The following is a 17816-nucleotide window of genomic DNA, read 5'->3' on the forward strand; positions in this document are numbered from 1 at the left end:
TGCAGGAGGGGCCCGCCGCGAGTGCTCGCGGCGGGCCCCTCCTGCGTGGGGCACGGCTCTCAGGCCCGGCCGTCAGGCCAGTTCGAGCGCCAGGTAGAAGTCCACCCGGTCCTCCAGCCGGGAGAGGTCACGGCCGGTCAGCTCCTCGATCCGGCCGATCCGGTAGCGCAGGGTGTTGACGTGGACGTGCAGCTGCGCGGCGCAGCGCGTCCAGGAGCCGTCCGAGCGCAGGAACGCCTCCAGGGTGCGGACCAGGTCCGCCTGGTGCTCGATGTCGTACGCGATCACCTTGTCCAGCAGCCGGCCGCGGAAGGCGCGGCGGACCTCGTCCGGGACGGCCGCCAGCAGCAGCACGTGCGAGGCCAGCTCCTCGGGGCCCGCCACGCAGACCCGGCCGACCCGGGCGGCGGCGATCCGGCGGGCGTGCCGGGCCTCCTCCAGGGCGCCGCGCAGGCCGCCGGCCTCGGAGGCGGGGGCGGAGACGCCGAGGGTGATCCGGCCCTCCGAGCCGAGGCCCGCCTCCAGCGGGGCGAGCAGGTCGCGCAGGGTCTCGGCGGGCACCGGGCCGTCCAGGGCGGGCAGCACCACGACGGCGCCGGCGCCGGCCCCGGCGACCAGCGCGCGGTCGGTGGTGCCGCCCAGCGCCTCCTCCAGGACGGCGCGCACCACACCCTCGGGCAGGCCGGTGCCCTCGGCGCTGAGCACCAGCCAGGACCCGTCCTGGGCCTGGGGTTTGGGCTCGACGCTCTCGTAGCGGGCGGCCATCGCCGAGGAGGCGTACAGGGTGCGGCTGATCTCGGCCGGATCGGCGTCGCGCTGGAGCAGGGCCAGCACCTCGTCAGCGAGGCGACGGCGCAGCCGGCGGCCCTCGTCGCGGCGGTGGCGCTCGGCGGCGACCAGCCGGGCCAGGTTCTCGGCGAGCTGCTGGCGCTTGGTGGTCCACTCGGTGACGTCGCCGGCCACCGCGAGCACCCAGTCGGCCAGCGGCGCCTGGTGGTCGGCCGAGGCCGGGGCGGGCAGCAGCGAGTAGGAGCCGCCGGCCAGGCGGGCCCGGTGCGGGGGACGGCGGCGCTGGCGCTGGGCGCCGAGGTGGGCGCGGACCAGCTGGTCGCGGTCCTCGGCCGGGAGGCGGTCGGCGGGGCCGGCGATCACCGCCCCGGTGGGGGTGAGCACCCAGCAGTCGAGGTCGAGGTCGCCGCCGAGCAGGTCCAGCACCGCGTCCAGGCCGCCGCCGCCGGCCGCCGAGACCAGCAGGCGGTGCCGGTCGACGAGGGCGGCGAGGTCGGCGGCGCGGTCGGCGGAGACCTGGCGGCCGATGAACTCGGTGACGGTGCCGAAGGCGATGTCGTCGGGGACGGCCAGCAGCGGCATCCGGTGCCGTCGGCAGGCCTCCACCAGGTCCTCGGGCACCGGACCGACCTCGGCCTCGCCGGCCGCCAGGGCGACCGCGCCGCCGGCCACGATGGTCCGCACGAACCGCTCGGAGTCGGCCGGGGCGGTGCGCCACAGCATGCCGGTGAGCACCAGCTCGCCGCCGTGCAGGTAGCGGCCGGGGTCGTGCAGGTCCGTGGTCATGACGCCGCTGACCTGCCGGTCCAGCTCGTCCTCGGCCGCGAGCAGGCGCAGTCGCGGGGCGCCGGGGGCGAGCAGGTCACGGACACGCATCCGCGGACTCCTAACGGGGGCTGAGGGTGGGATGGGGCTGGGGGTGGGCCGAACGGGGGAGCCCGGGCGTTCGGTCGGGGGTCACAGTGTGCCCGAACATCCGTACTTGTCGTCACGTCCGGGCGGGCGACCGGATCACGGGCCCGTCGCTTGCGAATCACGGCCGGATTACGGTCGTAGGTAGCACCTGGTGAACACCTGGGCTGCGCATTCCTCTCCTTAGAGGAACGTACAGGATGCCGGGCGGGAGCACAGCCGGGGCTTCATGCCATCGGTGACTGCCAGTGGGCCCCGTCCCGGCGGTTCACTGGGCGACACGCCGCCGGACGCAGCCCGGTGACCGGGGCCCGACGCGGAGGCGACGAAGCGGTCGGTTGAGAGGTCCGAACACCGAGTTCCGGGCACTGTGCCCACCCGTCCGGCAGGCGACGACTTGAGGAGACACCCGCATGGAGTTCCTTCGGCCCGCTACCTGGGACGAGGCACTCGCGGCGAAGGCCGAGTACCCGACCGCGCTGCCCATCGCGGGCGGTACGGACGTCATGGTCGAGCTGAACTTCGACGTGCACCGGCCATCCGCGATTCTCGATCTGAACCGCATCACCGAGCTCACCCAGTGGTCGAACGACGGCGGCGTCGTCAGGCTCGGCGCCTCCGTCCCCTACTCCCGGATCATCGACGAGCTGTCCGGGCCGCTACCCGGGCTCGCGCTGGCGGCCCACACCGTCGGCTCCCCGCAGATCCGCAACCGCGGCGGCGTCGGCGGCAACCTCGGCGCGGCCTCCCCGGCCGGCGACTCCCACCCGGCGCTGCTGGCGGCCGGCCGGGACGTCCTGGTCGAGACCGCCTCCGTGCGCGGCACCCGGCTGATCCCGATCGACGACTTCTACGTCGGCGTGAAGCGCAACAGCCTGGAGGCCGACGAGCTGATCCGGGCCGTGCACATCCCGGTGGCGGACGGCCCGCAGCAGTTCTCGAAGATCGGCACCCGCAACGCCATGGTGATCGCGGTCTGCGCCTTCGGTTTCGCCCTCCACCCGAAGAACGGCACCGTCGGCACCGGCATCGGCTCGGCCGCCCCCACGCCGCGCCGCGCCGTCGAGGCCGAGGAGTACCTGGCGGGCGTGCTCGCCGAGCGCGGCCTCTGGGCGTCCGGCGACCTGCTGGGCGCCGAGGTGGTCCAGCGCTTCGGCGAGCTGGTCAAGGCCGCCGCCTCGCCGATCGACGACGTCCGGGGCACCGCCGACTACCGCCGGCACGCGCTGGCCGTGATGGCCCGCCGCACCCTCACCTGGACCTGGAACGACTACAGCAAGCAGATCAGGAGCGCGGCATGAGGGTGACTTTCACCGCCAACGGCAAGCCGGTCGAGGCGGACGACGTCTGGGAGGGCGAGAGCCTCCTGTACGTGCTGCGCGAGCGGGTCGGCCTGCCGGGCTCGAAGAACGCCTGCGAGCAGGGCGAGTGCGGCTCCTGCACGGTCTACCTGGACGGCGTGCCGGTCTGCAGCTGTCTGGTCGCGGCCGGCCAGGTGCAGGACCGCGAGGTGCGCACGGTCGAGGGCCTGACCGGGGAGAACGGCGAACTGGGCCTCGTCCAGCAGGCGTTCATCGATGCCGGCGCCGTCCAGTGCGGCTTCTGCACCCCCGGCCTGCTGGTGCAGACCGACGCGCTGCTGGAGCGGGACGCCCAGCCGAGCGACAACGACATCCGCGAGGCGCTGTCGGGCAACCTCTGCCGCTGCACCGGCTACGAGAAGATCATGGACGCGGTGCGGCTGGCGTCCGCCCGCACGTGCGCCGGAAAGGCCGTTTCGCAATGACCACCCGCACCATCCAGGGTCAGAAGAACCTCCAGGACATCCGGCAGGCCAGCAAGGACGGCATCGGCGGCTCGCCGCTGCGCCCGGACGGCCACCTCAAGGTCAAGGGCGAGTTCGCGTACTCCTCCGACATGTGGCACGAGGACATGCTCTGGGGCATGGCGCTGCGCTCGCCGCACCCGCGCGCCACCATCCTGTCGGTGGACATCTCCGAGGCGCTCAAGGTGCCCGGCGTCTACGCCGTCCTCACCCACCAGGACATCCCCGGCGCGAAGTACTACGGGCTGGAGATCCAGGACCAGCCGGCCCTGGCCATCGACAAGGTCCGCTACCACGGCGAGGCGATCGCCCTGGTCGCGGCCGACCACCCGGAGACCGCCCGCCGCGCGGTGAAGAGGATCAAGGTCGAGTACGAGGTGCTCACCCCGATCGTCACCGAGGAGCAGTGCCTCGACCCCGCCACCCACGGCTACGTGCACGAGCCGCACGAGTACAAGTCGCACGGGTACGGCAACATCTGCCACGAGCAGCGGCTGGTCTCCGGCCTCGGCGTCACCGACGAGGTCCGCGCGCTCGCGGACGTCATCGTCAGCGGCGACTACGAGGTCGGCATGCAGGACCAGGCCTTCCTCGGCCCCGAGTCCGGCCTCGCGGTGCCCGCCGAGGACGGCGGCATCGACCTCTACATCGCCACCCAGTGGCTGCACGTCGACCGCCAGCAGATGGCCCCGGTCCTCGACCTGCCCGAGGAGAAGGTCCGGCTCACCCTGGCCGGCGTCGGCGGCGCCTTCGGCGGCCGCGAGGACCTGTCGATGCAGATCCACGCCTGCCTGCTGGCCCAGCACACCGGCAAGCCGGTCAAGATCGTCTACGCCCGCGACGAGTCCTTCTTCGGCCACGTGCACCGCCACCCCGCCAGGATGCACTACGAGCACGGCGCCACCCGCGACGGCAAACTGGTCTTCGCCGACTGCCGGATCGTGCTCGACGGCGGCGCGTACGCCTCCGCCTCGCCCGCCGTGGTCGGCAACGCGGCCTCGCTCGGGCACGGCCCGTACGTGATCCCGAACGTGCGGATGCACGCCATCGCGCTCTACAGCAACAACCCCTCCTGCGGCGCCATGCGCGGCTTCGGCGCCGTCCAGGCCGCGTTCGGCTACGAGTCGCAGATGGACAAGCTGGCCGCCGAACTCGGCATGGACCCGGTCGAGTTGAGGCAGCTCAACGCCATGTCGGAGGGCGACCGCATGCCCACCGGCCAGCAGATCGACTCGCCCGCCCCGGTCGCCGAACTGCTGCGGCGCGCCAAGGAGATGCCGCTGCCGCCGCCGCTGGACACCGAACACCCGGACGTGCGCCAGCTCCCCGGGGCGCTGTCCAACACCTCGCACGGCGAGGGCATCGTGCGCGGCGTCGGCTACTCGGTCGGCATCAAGAACGTCGGCTTCTCCGAGGGCTTCGACGACTACTCCACCGCCCGGGTGCGCCTGGAGGTGATCGGCGGCGAGCCCGTCGCCATGGTCCACACCGCGATGGCGGAGGTCGGCCAGGGCGGCGTCACCGTGCACGCCCAGATCGCCCGCACCGAGCTGGGCGTCGAGCTGGTCACCATCCACCCGGCCAACACCGAGGTCGGCTCGGCCGGTTCGACCTCCGCCTCGCGCCAGACGTACATGACCGGCGGCGCCGTGAAGCTGGCCGCCGAGGCGGTCAGGCGGGCGCTGATCGAGAAGGGCCGCCGACGCTACGGCTGGACCCACGGCGACATCACGCTGATCGCCGGGAAGGTCGTCTCGGAGAGCGCCGGCGTGCTGGTCCCCATGGTCGACCTGCTCGGTGACGAGGCCATCGACCTCACCCGCGAACACCACCACCGCCCGACCGTCCCCTTCGACAAGGAGACCGGGCAGGGCTTCGGCCACGTCCAGTACACCTTCTGCGCCAACCGCGCGGTGGTCGACGTGGACGTCGAACTGGGCCTGGTCAAGGTCGTCGAGCTCACCGCCGTCCAGGACGTCGGCAAGGCGCTCAACCCGCTCTCCGTCGTCGGCCAGATCCAGGGCGGCTGCACCCAGGCGCTCGGCCTCGCCGTGATGGAGGAGATCATCGTGCGGGACGGGAAGGTCCGCAACGCCTCCTTCACCGACTACCTGATCCCCACCATCCTCGACACCCCGCCGATCCCGGTGGAGATCCTCGAACTGCCCGACCCGCACGCCCCGTACGGGCTGCGCGGCGTCGGCGAGGCCCCGACCGTCTCGGCGACGCCGTCGATCGTGGCCGCCATCCGCAACGCCACCGGCCTGGCCCTCAACCGGATCCCGGTCCGGCCCGAGCACCTGACCACGGAGGCCCCCGGGGCCTGACGCCCCCGGAGCCCGCGAGCTCCCCGGGCTTCAGGCCCCGGGGAGCAGGAGAACCTCCCCGGGGCGGCGACCGTCTTCCCCGCCGCCCCGGGGCCGCTCCACCGCGCCCCCCCCCACTCGCGTGCACCACCCAACGGCACGCGACCGCACCATCCCGCTGCCTCTCCCACGCCGGGGTTCTGCAGCGGTGCGCACCACCCACGCACCGCAGGCACCGCCACAGTGCGCCCAGTGAGTCGAGCAGTCCCCCTGCGCCAACCTCGTTGACTGGCAGTCAGGTCGACTCGCCCACCCCAACCCCCTTTGACACTTGGGAGTGGACATGACCCGGATCCCCACGGAACACAGCCCCACGGAACCCGGCCCCACGGAAGAAAGACCCGCCGAGGACGACACCGCCACGCCGGCCCCGGCCCCGGCCCCCGCACCGAAGAACGCACTGGACGCGTACTTCAAGATCACGGCCCGGGGATCGACCTTCGGCAATGAGATCCGCGGCGGCCTCACCACCTTCATGGCGATGGCCTACATCGTGCTGCTCAACCCGATCATCCTGAGCGGCGCCGACGTCAACGGCCTCAAGCTGGACCACGCGCAGCTCACCACCGCGACCGCGCTCGCCGCCGCCGTCACCACGATCCTGATGGGCGTGGTCGGCAACGTCCCCCTGGCGGTCGCCGCCGGGCTCTCCGTCTCCGGCGTGATCTCCGCACTGGTGGTGCCGCACACCACCTGGCCCCAGGCCATGGGGCTGTGCGTGATCTACGGCCTGCTGATCGTCCTGCTGGTCGTGTCCGGGCTCCGCGAGAAGATCATGAACGGCATCCCGCTGCCGCTCAAGCACGCCATCACCATCGGCATCGGCCTCTTCGTCTCGCTGATCGGCCTGGTCAAGGCCGGCTTCGTGCACACCGGCGGCCCCACGCCGCTCGCGCTCGGCCCCTTCGGCGAGCTGGCCGGCTGGCCCGTCCTGGTCTTCTGCCTCACCGTGCTGACGATCTTCGTGCTGCTGGCCCGCAACGTCCGCGGCGCGATCCTGATCGGCATCGCCGGCGGCACCGTGGTGGCCTTCGTCATCAACGCGGTCGCCGACCTCCCCGCGAAGACCTGGGTCAGCTCCGCCCCGGTGTGGCCGGGCAGCCCGGTCTCCGCGCCCGACTTCGGCCTCTTCGGCCACGTCGACCTCTTCGGTGCCTTCGGCAGCCACGGCCTGGGCGCCATCAGCGCCTCGGTCGCCGTCTTCACCCTGGTGCTGGCCGGCTTCTTCGACGCGATGGCCACCATCATCGGCGTCGGCACCGAGGCCGGGCTGGCCGACAAGCAGGGCCGGATGCCCGGCCTCTCCAAGGCCCTGTTCATCGACGGGGCCGGCGGCGCCGTCGGCGGCCTGTCCGGCGCCTCCGGCCAGACCGTGTTCGTCGAGTCCGCCACCGGTGTCGGCGACGGCGCCCGCACCGGCCTCGCCTCGACCGTCACCGGCGGCGTGTTCGCGCTGATGCTGTTCTTCTCGCCGCTCGCCGCGATCGTCCCGACCGAGGTGGCCTCCGCCGCCCTCGTCGTGATCGGCTCGATGATGATGAGCCAGGCCCGGCACATCGACTGGTCCGACCGCGAGGTCGCCATCCCGGCCTTCCTCACCTGCACCCTGATGCCGTTCACCTACAGCATCACCGCCGGTGTCGCCGCGGGCGTCATCTCGTACACGGTCATCAAGGCGGGCACCGGCAAGTGGCGCGAGCCCGGCCCGCTGATGTGGATCCTCACCGGGGTCTTCGTGGTCTACTTCGCGCTCACCCCGATCAAGTCCTGGCTGGGCGTGCACTAGGACGTGTCTGACCCTCTCGGCCGGAGAGGACCTGGCCGCACCGCCGCCGTGCGGGAATCGTTTCCCGTACGGCGGCACCTCCCGTCTACCCTCGCTTGTGTAAGGAGCTCCCCGACATGCAGGACATCGCCGAGCAGTTGCAGGCCTGGCACGCGGCCGGGCGCTCCTTCGCCGTGGCCACCGTCGTCGGCGTCTCCGGCAGCGCGCCCCGCGACCCGGGGGCGGCCCTGGCCGTCGACGCGGCCGGCGAGGCGATCGGCAGCGTCTCCGGGGGCTGCGTCGAGGGCGCGGTCTACGAGCTGTGCCAGGCTGCCATCGAGTCCGGCGAACCCGTGCTGGAACGGTTCGGCTACAGCGACGAGGACGCCTTCGCCGTCGGCCTGACCTGCGGCGGCGTCCTCGACGTGTTCGTCCAGCCGATCCGGCCCGGGGCCGACGACGGACTCGACGCCGGCATCGCCTACATCGCCTCCGGCACCCCGGTCGCGCTCGCCCGGGTGATCGCCGGGCCCGGCGGGCTCGTCGGCGCCACCGTCGCCGTCACCGCCGACACCCACCACGGCGCCCTCCCCCCCGCCCCCTCGACGGCCCAGCCGTCGCCCGCCGCCCCCCTTCCGGCGACGCGCCCCCCGCGACACCTCCTGACCGCGCTGGAACGGGCGGTCGTCACCGAGGCCCGGGCCATGCTCGACGCCGGACGCACCGGCCGGATCGTGCTCGGCCTCGACGGACGCCCCTGCGACGACCGCGACCAGGGCACCGTCACCTGCTTCGTCGAGTCCTACGTGCCCGCACCGCGGATGCTCGTCTTCGGCGCCATCGACTTCGCCGCCGCCGTCGTCCGGATCGGCCGCTTCCTCGGCTACCGCGTCACCGTCTGCGACGCCCGGCCCGTCTTCGCCACGAAGCGGCGCTTCCCCGAGGCCGACGAGGTCGTCGTCGACTGGCCGCACCGCTACCTCGACTCCCAGCTCGACCGGATCGACGGGCGCACCGTGCTCTGCGTGCTCACCCACGACGCCAAGTTCGACATCCCGCTGCTGGAACGCGCACTGCGGCTGCCGGTCGGCTACGTCGGCGCGATGGGCTCGCGCCGCACCCACCGCGACCGCGAGGCGCGGCTGCGCGAGGTCGGGCTCACCGAGGCCGAGATCGGCCGGCTGCGCTCCCCCATCGGCCTCGACCTCGGCGCCCGCACCCCCGAGGAGACGGCGGTCTCCGTCGCCGCCGAGATCATCGCCCACCGGCGCGGCGGCAGCTGCCTGCCGCTCAACGCCGGGGACGGCCCGATCCACCACGAGGCACCGGCCACCCCCGAGGAGCCCCGGGCACGACGCACGCGACGGACGCACGCCGCCTGAGGCCGACGGTCAGTCGCTCAGCGCCAGCTTCACGCCGAAGCCCACCACCACCGCGCCGGTCACCCGGTCCATCAGCCTCCGGGCGGCCGGGCGGCGCAGCCAGCCGCGCAGCGCCCGGGCGAAGCCGACCAGGACGGTCGACCACAGCACGCCCTCCACCACGTGGACGCAGGTGAGCGCCACTCCGGCGGCGAAGTGCGGGGCCCCGGCGGGGATGAACTGCGGCAGCACGGCCACGTAGAACACCCCGACCTTGGGGTTCAGCAGATTGGTCAGCGTGCCGCGCCGCCAGCCGTACCCGAAGCCGCCCTCGGCCGGCTCCTCCTCGACCGCCACCTCCCCGCCCCGGCTGCGCAGCATGCCGACGCCCATCCACACCAGGTACGCGGCCCCGCCCCAGCGCAGCACCTCGTACGCCACCTGCGAGGCGGTCAGCAGCGCCGTCACCCCGGCCGAGGTCAGCGTCCCCCAGACCAGCGTCCCGGTCTGGATCCCCAGCACCACCCCCCACGCCTGGCGCCGCCGCCCGAGCGCGGACGTGCGCAGCACCAGCGCGGTGTCGAGCCCGGGTGTGAGCGTGAGCAGCCCCACGACGAGGGCGAAGGACCACAGAGCCGTTGTCATCTCCATGGGCCTCGATGCTCTCACAGGCCCGATGGGGCCCTCAGTCCGCCGTCCCGGGCGGGACGACCCACTCGGTCGGCTGGCCGGTGACGGCGGCGATCATGTCGTAGTCCCCGTCGTAGTGCAGGACGGTGACGCTGTGGCGCTCGGCGGTGGCGGCGATGACGAGGTCCGCCACGGACAGCACCCGCCAGTTTCCGGCGGCGGTGAGGAGTGCCTGCACTTCGATGGCGCGGTCCCACACCTCATCGGGCGTAGTCAGCCAGTCGAAGCCACGCAAGCCCTCCCGGATGCGATCGGCGTCGGCCTTGGACCGGGCGCTGTGCATGATCTCCAGCTCGACGGCTCCACAGAGCGCGAGCCGCCCCTCGTTGAACAACCGGTCGATCTCGGCCTGAACCGCCGACTTGGAGTATCAAAGGCTGTCCGATATCGCAGACCCGCAGGGGCCGCTCAGGTGACGTTGAGGCGGGCGGCCAGGCGCAGGAGGCCGGGGCTGAGGCGGGAGAGGAAGCGGGCGGCCTTGGCCTCGGGGGTGACGGGGACGACCGGCTTGCCGGTGCGGACGGCGGTGAGGATGGCGGTGGCGACCTTCTCCGGGGGGAAGCCGCGGCGGGCGTAGAGCCTGGCGGCGCGGGCCCGCTTGGCGGCCTGCTGGTCGGCGGTGGTCGCGGAGAAGGTGGAGGTGCGGGTGATGTTGGTGTTGACGATGCCCGGGCAGATGGTGGAGACGCCGATGCCGCGCCCGGCGAGTTCGGCGCGCAGGCAGTCCGAGAGCATGAACACCGCGGCCTTGCTGGTCGCGTACGCGGTGAGCGCCTTGGACGGCAGGTAGGCGGCGGCCGAGGAGACGTTGACCAGGTGACCGCCCTGGCCGCGGTCGGCCATCAGCGTGCCGAAGGCGCGGCAGCCGTGGATGACGCCCCAGAGGTTGACGTCCAGGACGCGCTGCCACTCCTTCTCGGTGGTCTGCAGGAACGTCCCGGAGTGGCCGATGCCGGCGTTGTTGACCACCACGTCGGGCACCCCGTGCTCCTCCGCGACCGCCTGTGCGAAGGCGTCCACCGCCGCGCCGTCGGCGACGTCCACCCGGTAGGCGTGCGCCTGCGGGCCGATCAGCGAGGCGAGTTCGGCGGTGCGCTCGGCGGCGGCGAGGTCGAGGTCGCAGACCACGACGCGGGCGCCGTCCTCGGCGAAGGCGAGCGCGGTGGCCCGGCCGATGCCGCTGCCGCCGCCGGTGACGACGACCAGCCGGCCGTCGCCCTGCTCCCGGGTCGGCTCGGCGCTTCCGCCTTCGATGCGGGTGGTGAACTCGCGGACCATCTCGGCCACGGTGGCTCCCTTCTCCAGCAACGCCGACCAGTGGCCGGCGTGCAGCGTCCGTCGGGTCAGCTCGGGCACCCAGCGTTCCAGCCCCTCGGAGAGGAACGGGGCGACGTAGCGGTCCCGGGTGAGGGTGATCAGCTGGACCGGCACCTGCGTCGGCCGCTCGCGCGGACTGCGCAGCGTGGGGCGGAAGTTGGCCCGGTACAGCTCGATGCCGCGGACGGCATCGCGGCGCAGGCCGGGCTGCGGGTGGTCGGGCCGCGGGGTGACCTGCTCCAGGTCGCGCAGTACCCGCGGCCAGGCCCGGGCCAGGCCCAGGCGCCACACGCCGGGGGCGAGGAAGGGCAGGTGGAAGGCGGTGATGTACCAGGAGTGCAGGCCCTGGTGGAGGAGTTGGCGCAGGTGGCGCGGGGTGGGCCGGCGCATCCGGTGGCGCAGCCAGTACCCCACGTGGTCCAGGCAGGGGCCGGACATGGTGGTGTACGAGGCGATCCGCCGCTCGGAGCCGGGCGCGGTGACGGCCTCCCAGGACTGCAGCGAGCCCCAGTCGTGGGCGACCACGTGCACCGGGCGGTCGGGGCTGACGGCGTCGGCGACCGCGAACAGGTCGGCGGCCAGGCGCTCCAGCCGGTAGCCGTCCCGGGTGGCGGGCACTCCGGACCGGCCGGCGCCGCGCACGTCGTAGCGGACCACGTGGTGATCGCGGGCGAGGTCGGCGGCGACGTCGTCCCAGACCGCGTGGGTGTCCGGGTAGCCGTGCACCAGGAGCACGGTGGGTGCGGCCGGGTCGCCCTGTTCGAAGACGGCGAGCGGGAGGCCGTCGGAGTGCACGGTGCGGCGGCGCACGGGCGGGGCGGCCAGCGCCTTCGGGGCAGCTGCGGCGTCCGGGGCCTGCGAGACAGCCGAGGCGTCCGGGGCGTCCGGGGCGGGGGTGGTCATCGGGCGGCCTCCAGGGCAACGTCGTGGGCGGCGCCCGCCGTCCAGCGGCGGACGTGCGGCAGGTCGTCGTCGAGCCAGTGGGCGTCGTCCTCGGTGACCACCAGCAGTTCCTCGAACTTGATGCCCACGCCACGGAAGCCGATGTGCGGCTCGACCGCCCACAGGCCCGGGGTGGGCGCGTGCCGGGACGACCGGCCGTCCGCCCAGAGCGGTGAACGGCCGTGCAGGCGCTCGGAGATCAGTTCGCGCCCGAGGGTCTGCAGGGTGCGCACGCCGAAGCCGAAGACGTTGACCCCGGCCGGGCCGCGCATGGTGGTACGGGTGACCTGATGGCCGATCACCCGGCCCGGGTAGACCTGGTGGCGGTTGTCGTAGCCGTGCGCGGCGATCTGCGCGTCCACGGCCGCGTACACCTCGTTGAGCGGACGGCGGGCGCGCACCTCGGCGAGGATCAGCTCGCGGTACACCTGGAGGTCGGCGGCCAGACGGTCCCAGACCCGGTTCTCGCCGACCTTGCCGCCGTAGCCGATGTCGGCGGTGTAGCCGTCGACGATGGGCGCGCAGTCCAGGACGTACGGCATGCCCTCCTCCAGGCGGCGGTTGCCGGCGAAGAACTGGAGCGGGGTGTGGAAGTGCCGGAAGGCCGTGCGGTCGCCGAACCAGGCGAACGGGACGTGGAAGAAGTCCTGCACCCCGGCGGCGACCAGGCGGCGGCGCAGCTCGGCCGTGGCCTGGCGCTCGGTGACGCCCGGTTCGATCCAGGCGGCGACCTGTTCGGCGCAGTGGTAGGCGAGTTGCTGGGTCTCGCGGAAGCGGGCGAGGTCGCGCTCGTCGTAGGGGAAGGTCGGGGGGTTCGCCATCGGGGCTCCTTCTACAGGTCGAGCACGCTACAGGTCGAGCACCAGGGTCTCGCCCTCGGCGGCCCGGGAGACGCAGGGCAGCACGGCGCCGGCGGCACGCTGCTCGGGGGTGAGCCGGCGGTCCCGGTGCTCGGGCGTGCCGGCCAGCAGGCGGACCTCGCAGGTGCCGCAGAAACCCTGGTGGCAGGAGTACGGGAGGTCGGGACGGGCTTCGCGCAACACGTCCAGGGCGGAGCGGTCGGCGGGGACGTCCAGCGCCGGGCCGTCGGCGCCCAGGCGCAGGGCGAAGGGCGCGCCACCGATGATCGGGGCGGCGCCGAAGCGCTCGAAGTGCAGCGCGGTGGAGGGGGATTCGCCCAGGGAGCGCTGCACGGCGGTGAGCATCGGGGCCGGGCCGCAGCAGTAGACGGCGGCGCCGCGCGGGGCGTGCGCGAGCAGGTCGGCGCCGGTCGGCACGCCGTGCTCGTCGTCGGTGCGCAGCACCACCCGGCTCGGGTCCAGGGCGCGCAGCTCGTCCGCGTACGGGAGGGTGTCGGCGCTGCGGCCGACGTGCACCAGGCGCCAGTCCAGGCCGTGCCGCTGCGCCTCGCGGGCCATCGGGAGCAGTGGGGTGATGCCGATGCCGCCGGCGAGCAGCAGGACGGCGGGCTCGGCGCAGAAGGCGAAGCCGTTGCGCGGGCGGCGGGCGGTGAGGCGGCTGCCGGGGTGCAGGGTGTCGTGGATCTCGACGGAGCCGCCGCCGCCCTCGGGCAGTCGCCGAATGGCGATCCGGTAGGCGGCGCGGTCGACGGGGTCGCCGCAGAGCGAGTAGTGGCGTTCGCGGCCGGAGGGCAGGGCGAGGCGCAGGTGGGCGCCGGGCTGCCAGCCGGGGAGCGGGCCGCCGGAGGGGTCGGCGAGCCGCAATTCGACGACGTCGGGGGTGAGTTGGAGGCGGGCGGCGACGACCAGCTGGAGCGGCGGGGTGGGGCGGCTGAGCGGGCGGCGGGGGTTGCGGCGCAGCAGGGGGCTGCCGAGGGCCGGGGTGTAGCGGTCGCCGAAGGCGGTGAGCCGGCGCATGAACGCGTCGGCGCGGGGGCGGCCGTAGAGGTCGGGGGGCGGGTTGAGCAGGTCCATCCGGCGGTCCTTGGCGTCTGGGAGGGGGCGCGAGCGACAGGTGACAAGTTTCGGATTTCAAAGTTCAGATAACAGATAACAGATAACGTCTTCTGTTATCTGTTATCTGAACTCCGTTACTTGACCCCTTGCCAGTGGCCCACTGCTGCCGCGCGGGCGGCCGGGGAGGCGGCGAGGTAGCCGAGGGCCTGACTGGAGGAGCCCTCCTGGGTGGGGTGGTAGCCGGGCCGCAGGTAGCGTAGGCCGGAGCGGATCGACCGGACCGGGTCGGGCAGCAGTCCGCGCCTGGCGATCCTGCCGGCCTCGCGCCAGGTGGGCTTGAGCCGTCCGTCGAGGGTGGGGTCGGCGGCGAGCAGGAAGCGGGCGCCGCGCACCCAGAGGTGGACCAGCAGCGGCCCGGAGACCGCCATGCCGCGGACCCGGCGCAGGTAGCCGGGGTCGAGGTGGACCATCAGGTCGAAGGCGACGCTGCGGTGTTCGACCTCCTCGGCGCCGTGCCAGCGCAGCAGGTCGAGCATCGTCGGGTCGGCCTTGGCGCGGTCCAGGCCCGGGGAGTTGAGCGCCCAGTTGCCGAGGAAGGCGGTGAAGTGCTCGATCGCCGCCACGAAGGCGACCCGCTCGATGATGTTCTCGCGTCGCCGCGCGGGGCTGAGCCCGGGCTTGTCGCCGAGGACGCGCTGGAACAGCCAGGCAATCTGCCGGACGTACGGACGCGGGTCGAGCCCCTGGCCGAGCAGGTGGTCGAGGACCTCCTGGTGCGCCTCGGCGTGGATGGCCTCCTGGCCGATGAACCCGAGGACCTCCTCGCGCAGTTGCTCGTCGCGGATGAGCGGCAGCGCCTCCTTGAAGACCTTGACGAACCAGCGCTCGCCCTCGGGCAGCAGCAGGTGCAGCACGTTGATGACGTGGGTGGCCATCGGCTCGTCGGGGATCCAGTGCAGCGGCAGCCGGTCCCAGTCGAAGCGGACGTCCCGGGGTTCGAGGACGAGGCTGTCGTGGACGCGCGCGGCGGGGACGGCAAGGGCGGGTACGGGGGTGGAGCGGGGCACGGCAGGCCCTCCTGACCTCGGGGCGGCGGCTCGACTCAGGGAAACGTACTCGCGGGTAGCGGCTGGGACAAGGGGTTCGGCGACTCTTATCGACATCGAGTCTAATAAGTGACACCCTCCGGGACCGTCACCGGAAACACTTGCGAACGGACGCGCCCGTGAACGAACACGCCCGCGAACCGATGCGAGCCGACACGCCCACGAACAAACAGGCGAGCCCCGCCGGATCACTCGGATCCGGCGGGGCCCACGGGAACGACCGGCCGTCAGACCGCCATCGCCAGCATCAGCGGCGCCGCCCGGGCCGCCAGCAGCTCGGCGGCGGCCTTCAGCTTGTGCACGTTGTCCACCGGCATCGACGTGGCCAGGCAGCCGACCGTGCTGCCCGCCGTGATCGGGACGGCCGCGCACACCGTGCCGAGCGCGTACTCCTGGATGTCCAGAACCGGCACGGTGGCCGGCTGCCGCTCCAGCCGGTGCATCAGCTGGTCGGCGTCGGTGACGGTCCGGGAGGTGAGCCGGGCCACCGGGTGGCGGGAGAGGTGGTCCCAGCGGGCGTCCGCGTCGAGCTGGCCGAGCAGGCACTTGCCGATCGCGCTGGCGTGCGCGGTGGCCCGGAAGTCCACCCACTCCTGCACGGCCGGCGCGTACTCGGCCGCGGACACCGCCTCCACCGACAACTCGCCGTCGTGGTAGCGGGTGAAGTACACTGCCGCGCCCAACTCGTCCCGCAGCTCGGCGAGTTTGCGGTTCAGCCGGGCCTTCACCAGCTGCTCCCGGTTGTGCTGGCCGAGCAGGGCGAAGGTGCCGCCGAGCACCCAACCGCCGTCCTGGCACTGGAGGTAGCCCTCGATCTCAAGGATCTCGGCGAGCTGCCGGACGGTCGGCAGGCCGAGCGAGGTCTCCCGCGCGAGGGCGACCAGGGTGGCGCCGTCAGGGTGCCGGTCGACGGCCTCCAGCAGTCTGAGGGCGTGCTGCAGGGAGGTGAACGGGCCGGCGAGGCCCTGGTCCAGCGCGGCGTGGCGACCCGGGGCTGGTGTCGACATGTCGTCCCCTTCCGATGTCCCCCCACGGAGCGACCGCGGGCGCCTTCCAGCCTATCGACCCGGCGGGCCCGGCGACTGCCGTCCGTGAATATCCGTGAACATTCCGTGGAGCACCCACCGATCGCCTGGAGGAACGGTAGTGGAGGACAACGCGACGGTCCCCTCCCCCACTGCCCCGGGGGGAGGGGACCGTCCCGCGGCCGCCGGGTTGCGGGGCCCCGGCGGCCGGTGAGGGCGGGTCAGTCGGTCAGCGGGGCGTCACGCGCGGCGCGCCACGGCGGGGTGGCTCGGCCCTCGTTGCGCGTGGCGCGTCATGGCGGAGCGACTCAGCCCTCGTCGCCCGCCCGCAGCTTGGCGACGGCCGCCTCAAGGCGGGCGCCGTACTCCTCGTCCGCGGCGTGGAAGTGGGCGAGGTTCTTCTCGACCACGTCGTCGCGGCTCACCTGGGCGAGGAAGCCCGCGATGTTGTCGATCAGCCGGGTCTTCTCGCCCGCGGACATCAGCCGGTACAGCTCGCCTGCCTGGAAGAAGTCGTCGTCCTTGGTGTGGGCCGGCGTGGTGTAGGTGCCGGTGTAGCCGTCCAGCCGGACCGGCGCGGCGAGCGCGGTGTCGGTCTGGGCGGGGCCGTCGTACGAGTTGGGCTCGTAGTTCTTGCCGCGGCCGGACTTGTTGACGGCGTGGAGGCCGTCGCGGCCGTAGTTGTCCGCCTCGGTGGCGCGCGGGGCGTTCACCGGCAGCTGGGTATGGTTGACGCCGAGGCGGTAGCGCTGGGCGTCGGCGTAGGCGAACAGGCGGCCCTGGAGCATCTTGTCCGGGGAGGGGCCGATGCCGGGCACGAAGTTGTTCGGCGAGAACGCGGACTGCTCGACGTCGGCGAAGACGTTCTCCGGGTTCCTGTTGAGCACCAGGCGGCCGACCTTGACCAGCGGGTAGTCGGCGTGCGGCCACACCTTGGTGAGGTCGAACGGGTTGAAGCGGTAGTCCACGGCCTCGGCCACCGGCATCAGCTGGACGTAGAGGGTCCAGGACGGGAACACGCCGCGCTCGATGGCCTGGTGCAGGTCGCGCTGGTGCGAGTCGGCGTCGGCGCCGAGCACCTCGGCGGACTGGTCACCGTCCAGCGAGCGGATGCCCTGGTTGGTCTTGAAGTGGTACTTGACCCAGTAGGCGTCGCCGTCGGCGCTGACCCACTGGTAGGTGTGCGAGCCGTAGCCGTTCATGTGGCGGTAGGAGGCCGGGATGCCGCGGTCGCCGAACAGCCAGGTGATCTGGTGGGTCGAGGCGGGCGAGTGGGCCCAGAAGTCCCAGACGTTGTCCGCCTCCTGCACGCCGGTGTACGGGTCGCGCTTCTGCGAGTGGATGAAGTCGGGGAACTTGAGCGGGTCCTTGATGAAGAACACCGGGGTGTTGTTGCCGACCAGGTCGTAATTGCCCTGCCCGGTGTAGAACTTCAGCGCGAAGCCGCGCGGGTCGCGCACCGCGTCGCTGGAGCCCAGGTTGCCGGCCACGGTGGAGAACCGCAGGAAGACCTCGGTGCGCTTGCCGACCTCGGCGAGGAAGTCCGCGCGGGTGTACTGCGACACCTCGTCGGTGACCTCGAAGTAGCCGTACGCGCCGGAGCCGCGGGCGTGCACGACGCGCTCCGGGATGCGCTCGCGGTTGAAGCGGGCCAGCTTCTCCAGCAGCTGCTGGTCCTGGATCAGCAGCGGGCCGTACTCGCCGGCCGAGGCCGAGTTCTGGTTGTCGGCGACCGGGGCGCCGGACTCCGTGGTCAGGATCTTGGACATGGAGGGTCCTTCAGGTGTCGATAAAAGCGTTGC

At 72.9% G+C, this 17816-nt stretch carries 14 protein-coding genes; 5 read left to right on the plus strand and 9 right to left on the minus strand.

Annotated features, from left to right (window positions below; genetic code table 11):
- Positions 1-72: 72 nt before the first annotated feature.
- A complete protein-coding gene (locus AB0O82_RS00340; RefSeq protein WP_363579221.1) occupies positions 73-1665 on the minus strand; it encodes a PucR family transcriptional regulator in 1593 nt (530 codons plus the stop codon).
- A gap of 449 nt (positions 1666-2114) precedes the next feature.
- Between AB0O82_RS00340 and AB0O82_RS00345 the strand changes: the two genes are divergently transcribed.
- The 5 genes from AB0O82_RS00345 to AB0O82_RS00365 all read left to right on the plus strand — a co-directional run bounded on the left by AB0O82_RS00345 (position 2115) and on the right by AB0O82_RS00365 (position 9039).
- Positions 2115-3002, plus strand: a complete 888-nt coding sequence (locus AB0O82_RS00345; RefSeq protein ID WP_363579223.1) for an FAD binding domain-containing protein — start codon at positions 2115-2117, stop codon at positions 3000-3002.
- Positions 2999-3487, plus strand: a complete 489-nt coding sequence (locus AB0O82_RS00350) for a (2Fe-2S)-binding protein (RefSeq protein WP_350875362.1) — start codon at positions 2999-3001, stop codon at positions 3485-3487. The genes AB0O82_RS00345 and AB0O82_RS00350 overlap by 4 nt, the downstream gene beginning before the upstream one ends.
- Positions 3484-5853 carry a xanthine dehydrogenase subunit D gene (gene pucD / locus AB0O82_RS00355; protein WP_363579225.1) on the plus strand — a complete coding sequence of 790 codons (2370 nt, stop codon included), beginning with the start codon at positions 3484-3486 and terminating at the stop codon, positions 5851-5853. Before AB0O82_RS00350 ends, pucD begins: the two co-directional genes overlap by 4 nt.
- Positions 5854-6175: 322 nt before the next feature.
- Positions 6176-7678 (plus strand): NCS2 family permease, encoded by a 1503-nt coding sequence (locus tag AB0O82_RS00360; protein ID WP_363579227.1) that lies wholly within the window; start codon positions 6176-6178, stop codon positions 7676-7678.
- A 116-nt stretch (positions 7679-7794) separates the two neighbouring features.
- Entirely contained in the window at positions 7795-9039 is a 1245-nt protein-coding gene (locus AB0O82_RS00365) for an XdhC/CoxI family protein (RefSeq protein ID WP_363579231.1), read from the plus strand.
- Between the two features lie 9 nt (positions 9040-9048).
- Here the strand turns inward: AB0O82_RS00365 and AB0O82_RS00370 are convergent, their stop codons facing one another.
- The 8 genes from AB0O82_RS00370 to AB0O82_RS00405 all read right to left on the minus strand — a co-directional run bounded on the left by AB0O82_RS00370 (position 9049) and on the right by AB0O82_RS00405 (position 17783).
- On the minus strand, positions 9049-9669 hold the full coding sequence (locus AB0O82_RS00370) for a LysE family translocator (RefSeq protein WP_363579233.1): 621 nt from the start codon (positions 9667-9669) through the stop codon (positions 9049-9051).
- A gap of 34 nt (positions 9670-9703) precedes the next feature.
- Positions 9704-10042: a PIN domain nuclease gene (locus tag AB0O82_RS00375; RefSeq protein WP_363579235.1), complete on the minus strand. Its 339-nt coding sequence runs from the start codon at positions 10040-10042 to the stop codon at positions 9704-9706.
- A gap of 74 nt (positions 10043-10116) precedes the next feature.
- Positions 10117-11928 (minus strand): SDR family oxidoreductase, encoded by a 1812-nt coding sequence (locus tag AB0O82_RS00380; RefSeq protein WP_363579237.1) that lies wholly within the window; start codon positions 11926-11928, stop codon positions 10117-10119.
- A complete protein-coding gene (locus AB0O82_RS00385; RefSeq protein WP_363579239.1) occupies positions 11925-12788 on the minus strand; it encodes a M24 family metallopeptidase in 864 nt (287 codons plus the stop codon). The genes AB0O82_RS00380 and AB0O82_RS00385 overlap by 4 nt, the downstream gene beginning before the upstream one ends.
- Before the next feature lie 27 nt (positions 12789-12815).
- Positions 12816-13901: a PDR/VanB family oxidoreductase gene (locus AB0O82_RS00390; RefSeq protein ID WP_363579241.1), complete on the minus strand. Its 1086-nt coding sequence runs from the start codon at positions 13899-13901 to the stop codon at positions 12816-12818.
- A gap of 116 nt (positions 13902-14017) precedes the next feature.
- Entirely contained in the window at positions 14018-14950 is a 933-nt protein-coding gene (locus AB0O82_RS00395) for a metal-dependent hydrolase (RefSeq protein WP_363579243.1), read from the minus strand.
- Positions 14951-15216: 266 nt separating this feature from the next.
- Positions 15217-15996: an IclR family transcriptional regulator C-terminal domain-containing protein gene (locus AB0O82_RS00400; protein WP_063350013.1), complete on the minus strand. Its 780-nt coding sequence runs from the start codon at positions 15994-15996 to the stop codon at positions 15217-15219.
- Between the two features lie 326 nt (positions 15997-16322).
- Positions 16323-17783, minus strand: a complete 1461-nt coding sequence (locus tag AB0O82_RS00405; RefSeq protein ID WP_363579244.1) for a catalase — start codon at positions 17781-17783, stop codon at positions 16323-16325.
- Between the last annotated feature and the right edge of the window lie 33 nt (positions 17784-17816).

Origin of the sequence: Kitasatospora sp. NPDC088264 (genome assembly GCF_040685715.1) — a bacterium.
Lineage (GTDB): Bacteria > Actinomycetota > Actinomycetes > Streptomycetales > Streptomycetaceae > Kitasatospora.

Coding starts and splice junctions, on each gene's coding strand:
- AB0O82_RS00380 (WP_363579237.1), bottom strand. CDS start 11,928: ATGACCACCCCCGCCCCGGACGCCCCGGACGCCTCGGCTGTCTCGCAG.
- AB0O82_RS00405 (WP_363579244.1), bottom strand. CDS start 17,783: ATGTCCAAGATCCTGACCACGGAGTCCGGCGCCCCGGTCGCCGACAAC.
- AB0O82_RS00340 (WP_363579221.1), bottom strand. CDS start 1,665: ATGCGTGTCCGTGACCTGCTCGCCCCCGGCGCCCCGCGACTGCGCCTG.
- AB0O82_RS00345 (WP_363579223.1), top strand. CDS start 2,115: ATGGAGTTCCTTCGGCCCGCTACCTGGGACGAGGCACTCGCGGCGAAG.
- AB0O82_RS00385 (WP_363579239.1), bottom strand. CDS start 12,788: ATGGCGAACCCCCCGACCTTCCCCTACGACGAGCGCGACCTCGCCCGC.
- AB0O82_RS00390 (WP_363579241.1), bottom strand. CDS start 13,901: ATGGACCTGCTCAACCCGCCCCCCGACCTCTACGGCCGCCCCCGCGCC.
- AB0O82_RS00365 (WP_363579231.1), top strand. CDS start 7,795: ATGCAGGACATCGCCGAGCAGTTGCAGGCCTGGCACGCGGCCGGGCGC.
- pucD (WP_363579225.1), top strand. CDS start 3,484: ATGACCACCCGCACCATCCAGGGTCAGAAGAACCTCCAGGACATCCGG.
- AB0O82_RS00370 (WP_363579233.1), bottom strand. CDS start 9,669: ATGGAGATGACAACGGCTCTGTGGTCCTTCGCCCTCGTCGTGGGGCTG.
- AB0O82_RS00350 (WP_350875362.1), top strand. CDS start 2,999: ATGAGGGTGACTTTCACCGCCAACGGCAAGCCGGTCGAGGCGGACGAC.
- AB0O82_RS00360 (WP_363579227.1), top strand. CDS start 6,176: ATGACCCGGATCCCCACGGAACACAGCCCCACGGAACCCGGCCCCACG.
- AB0O82_RS00400 (WP_063350013.1), bottom strand. CDS start 15,996: ATGTCGACACCAGCCCCGGGTCGCCACGCCGCGCTGGACCAGGGCCTC.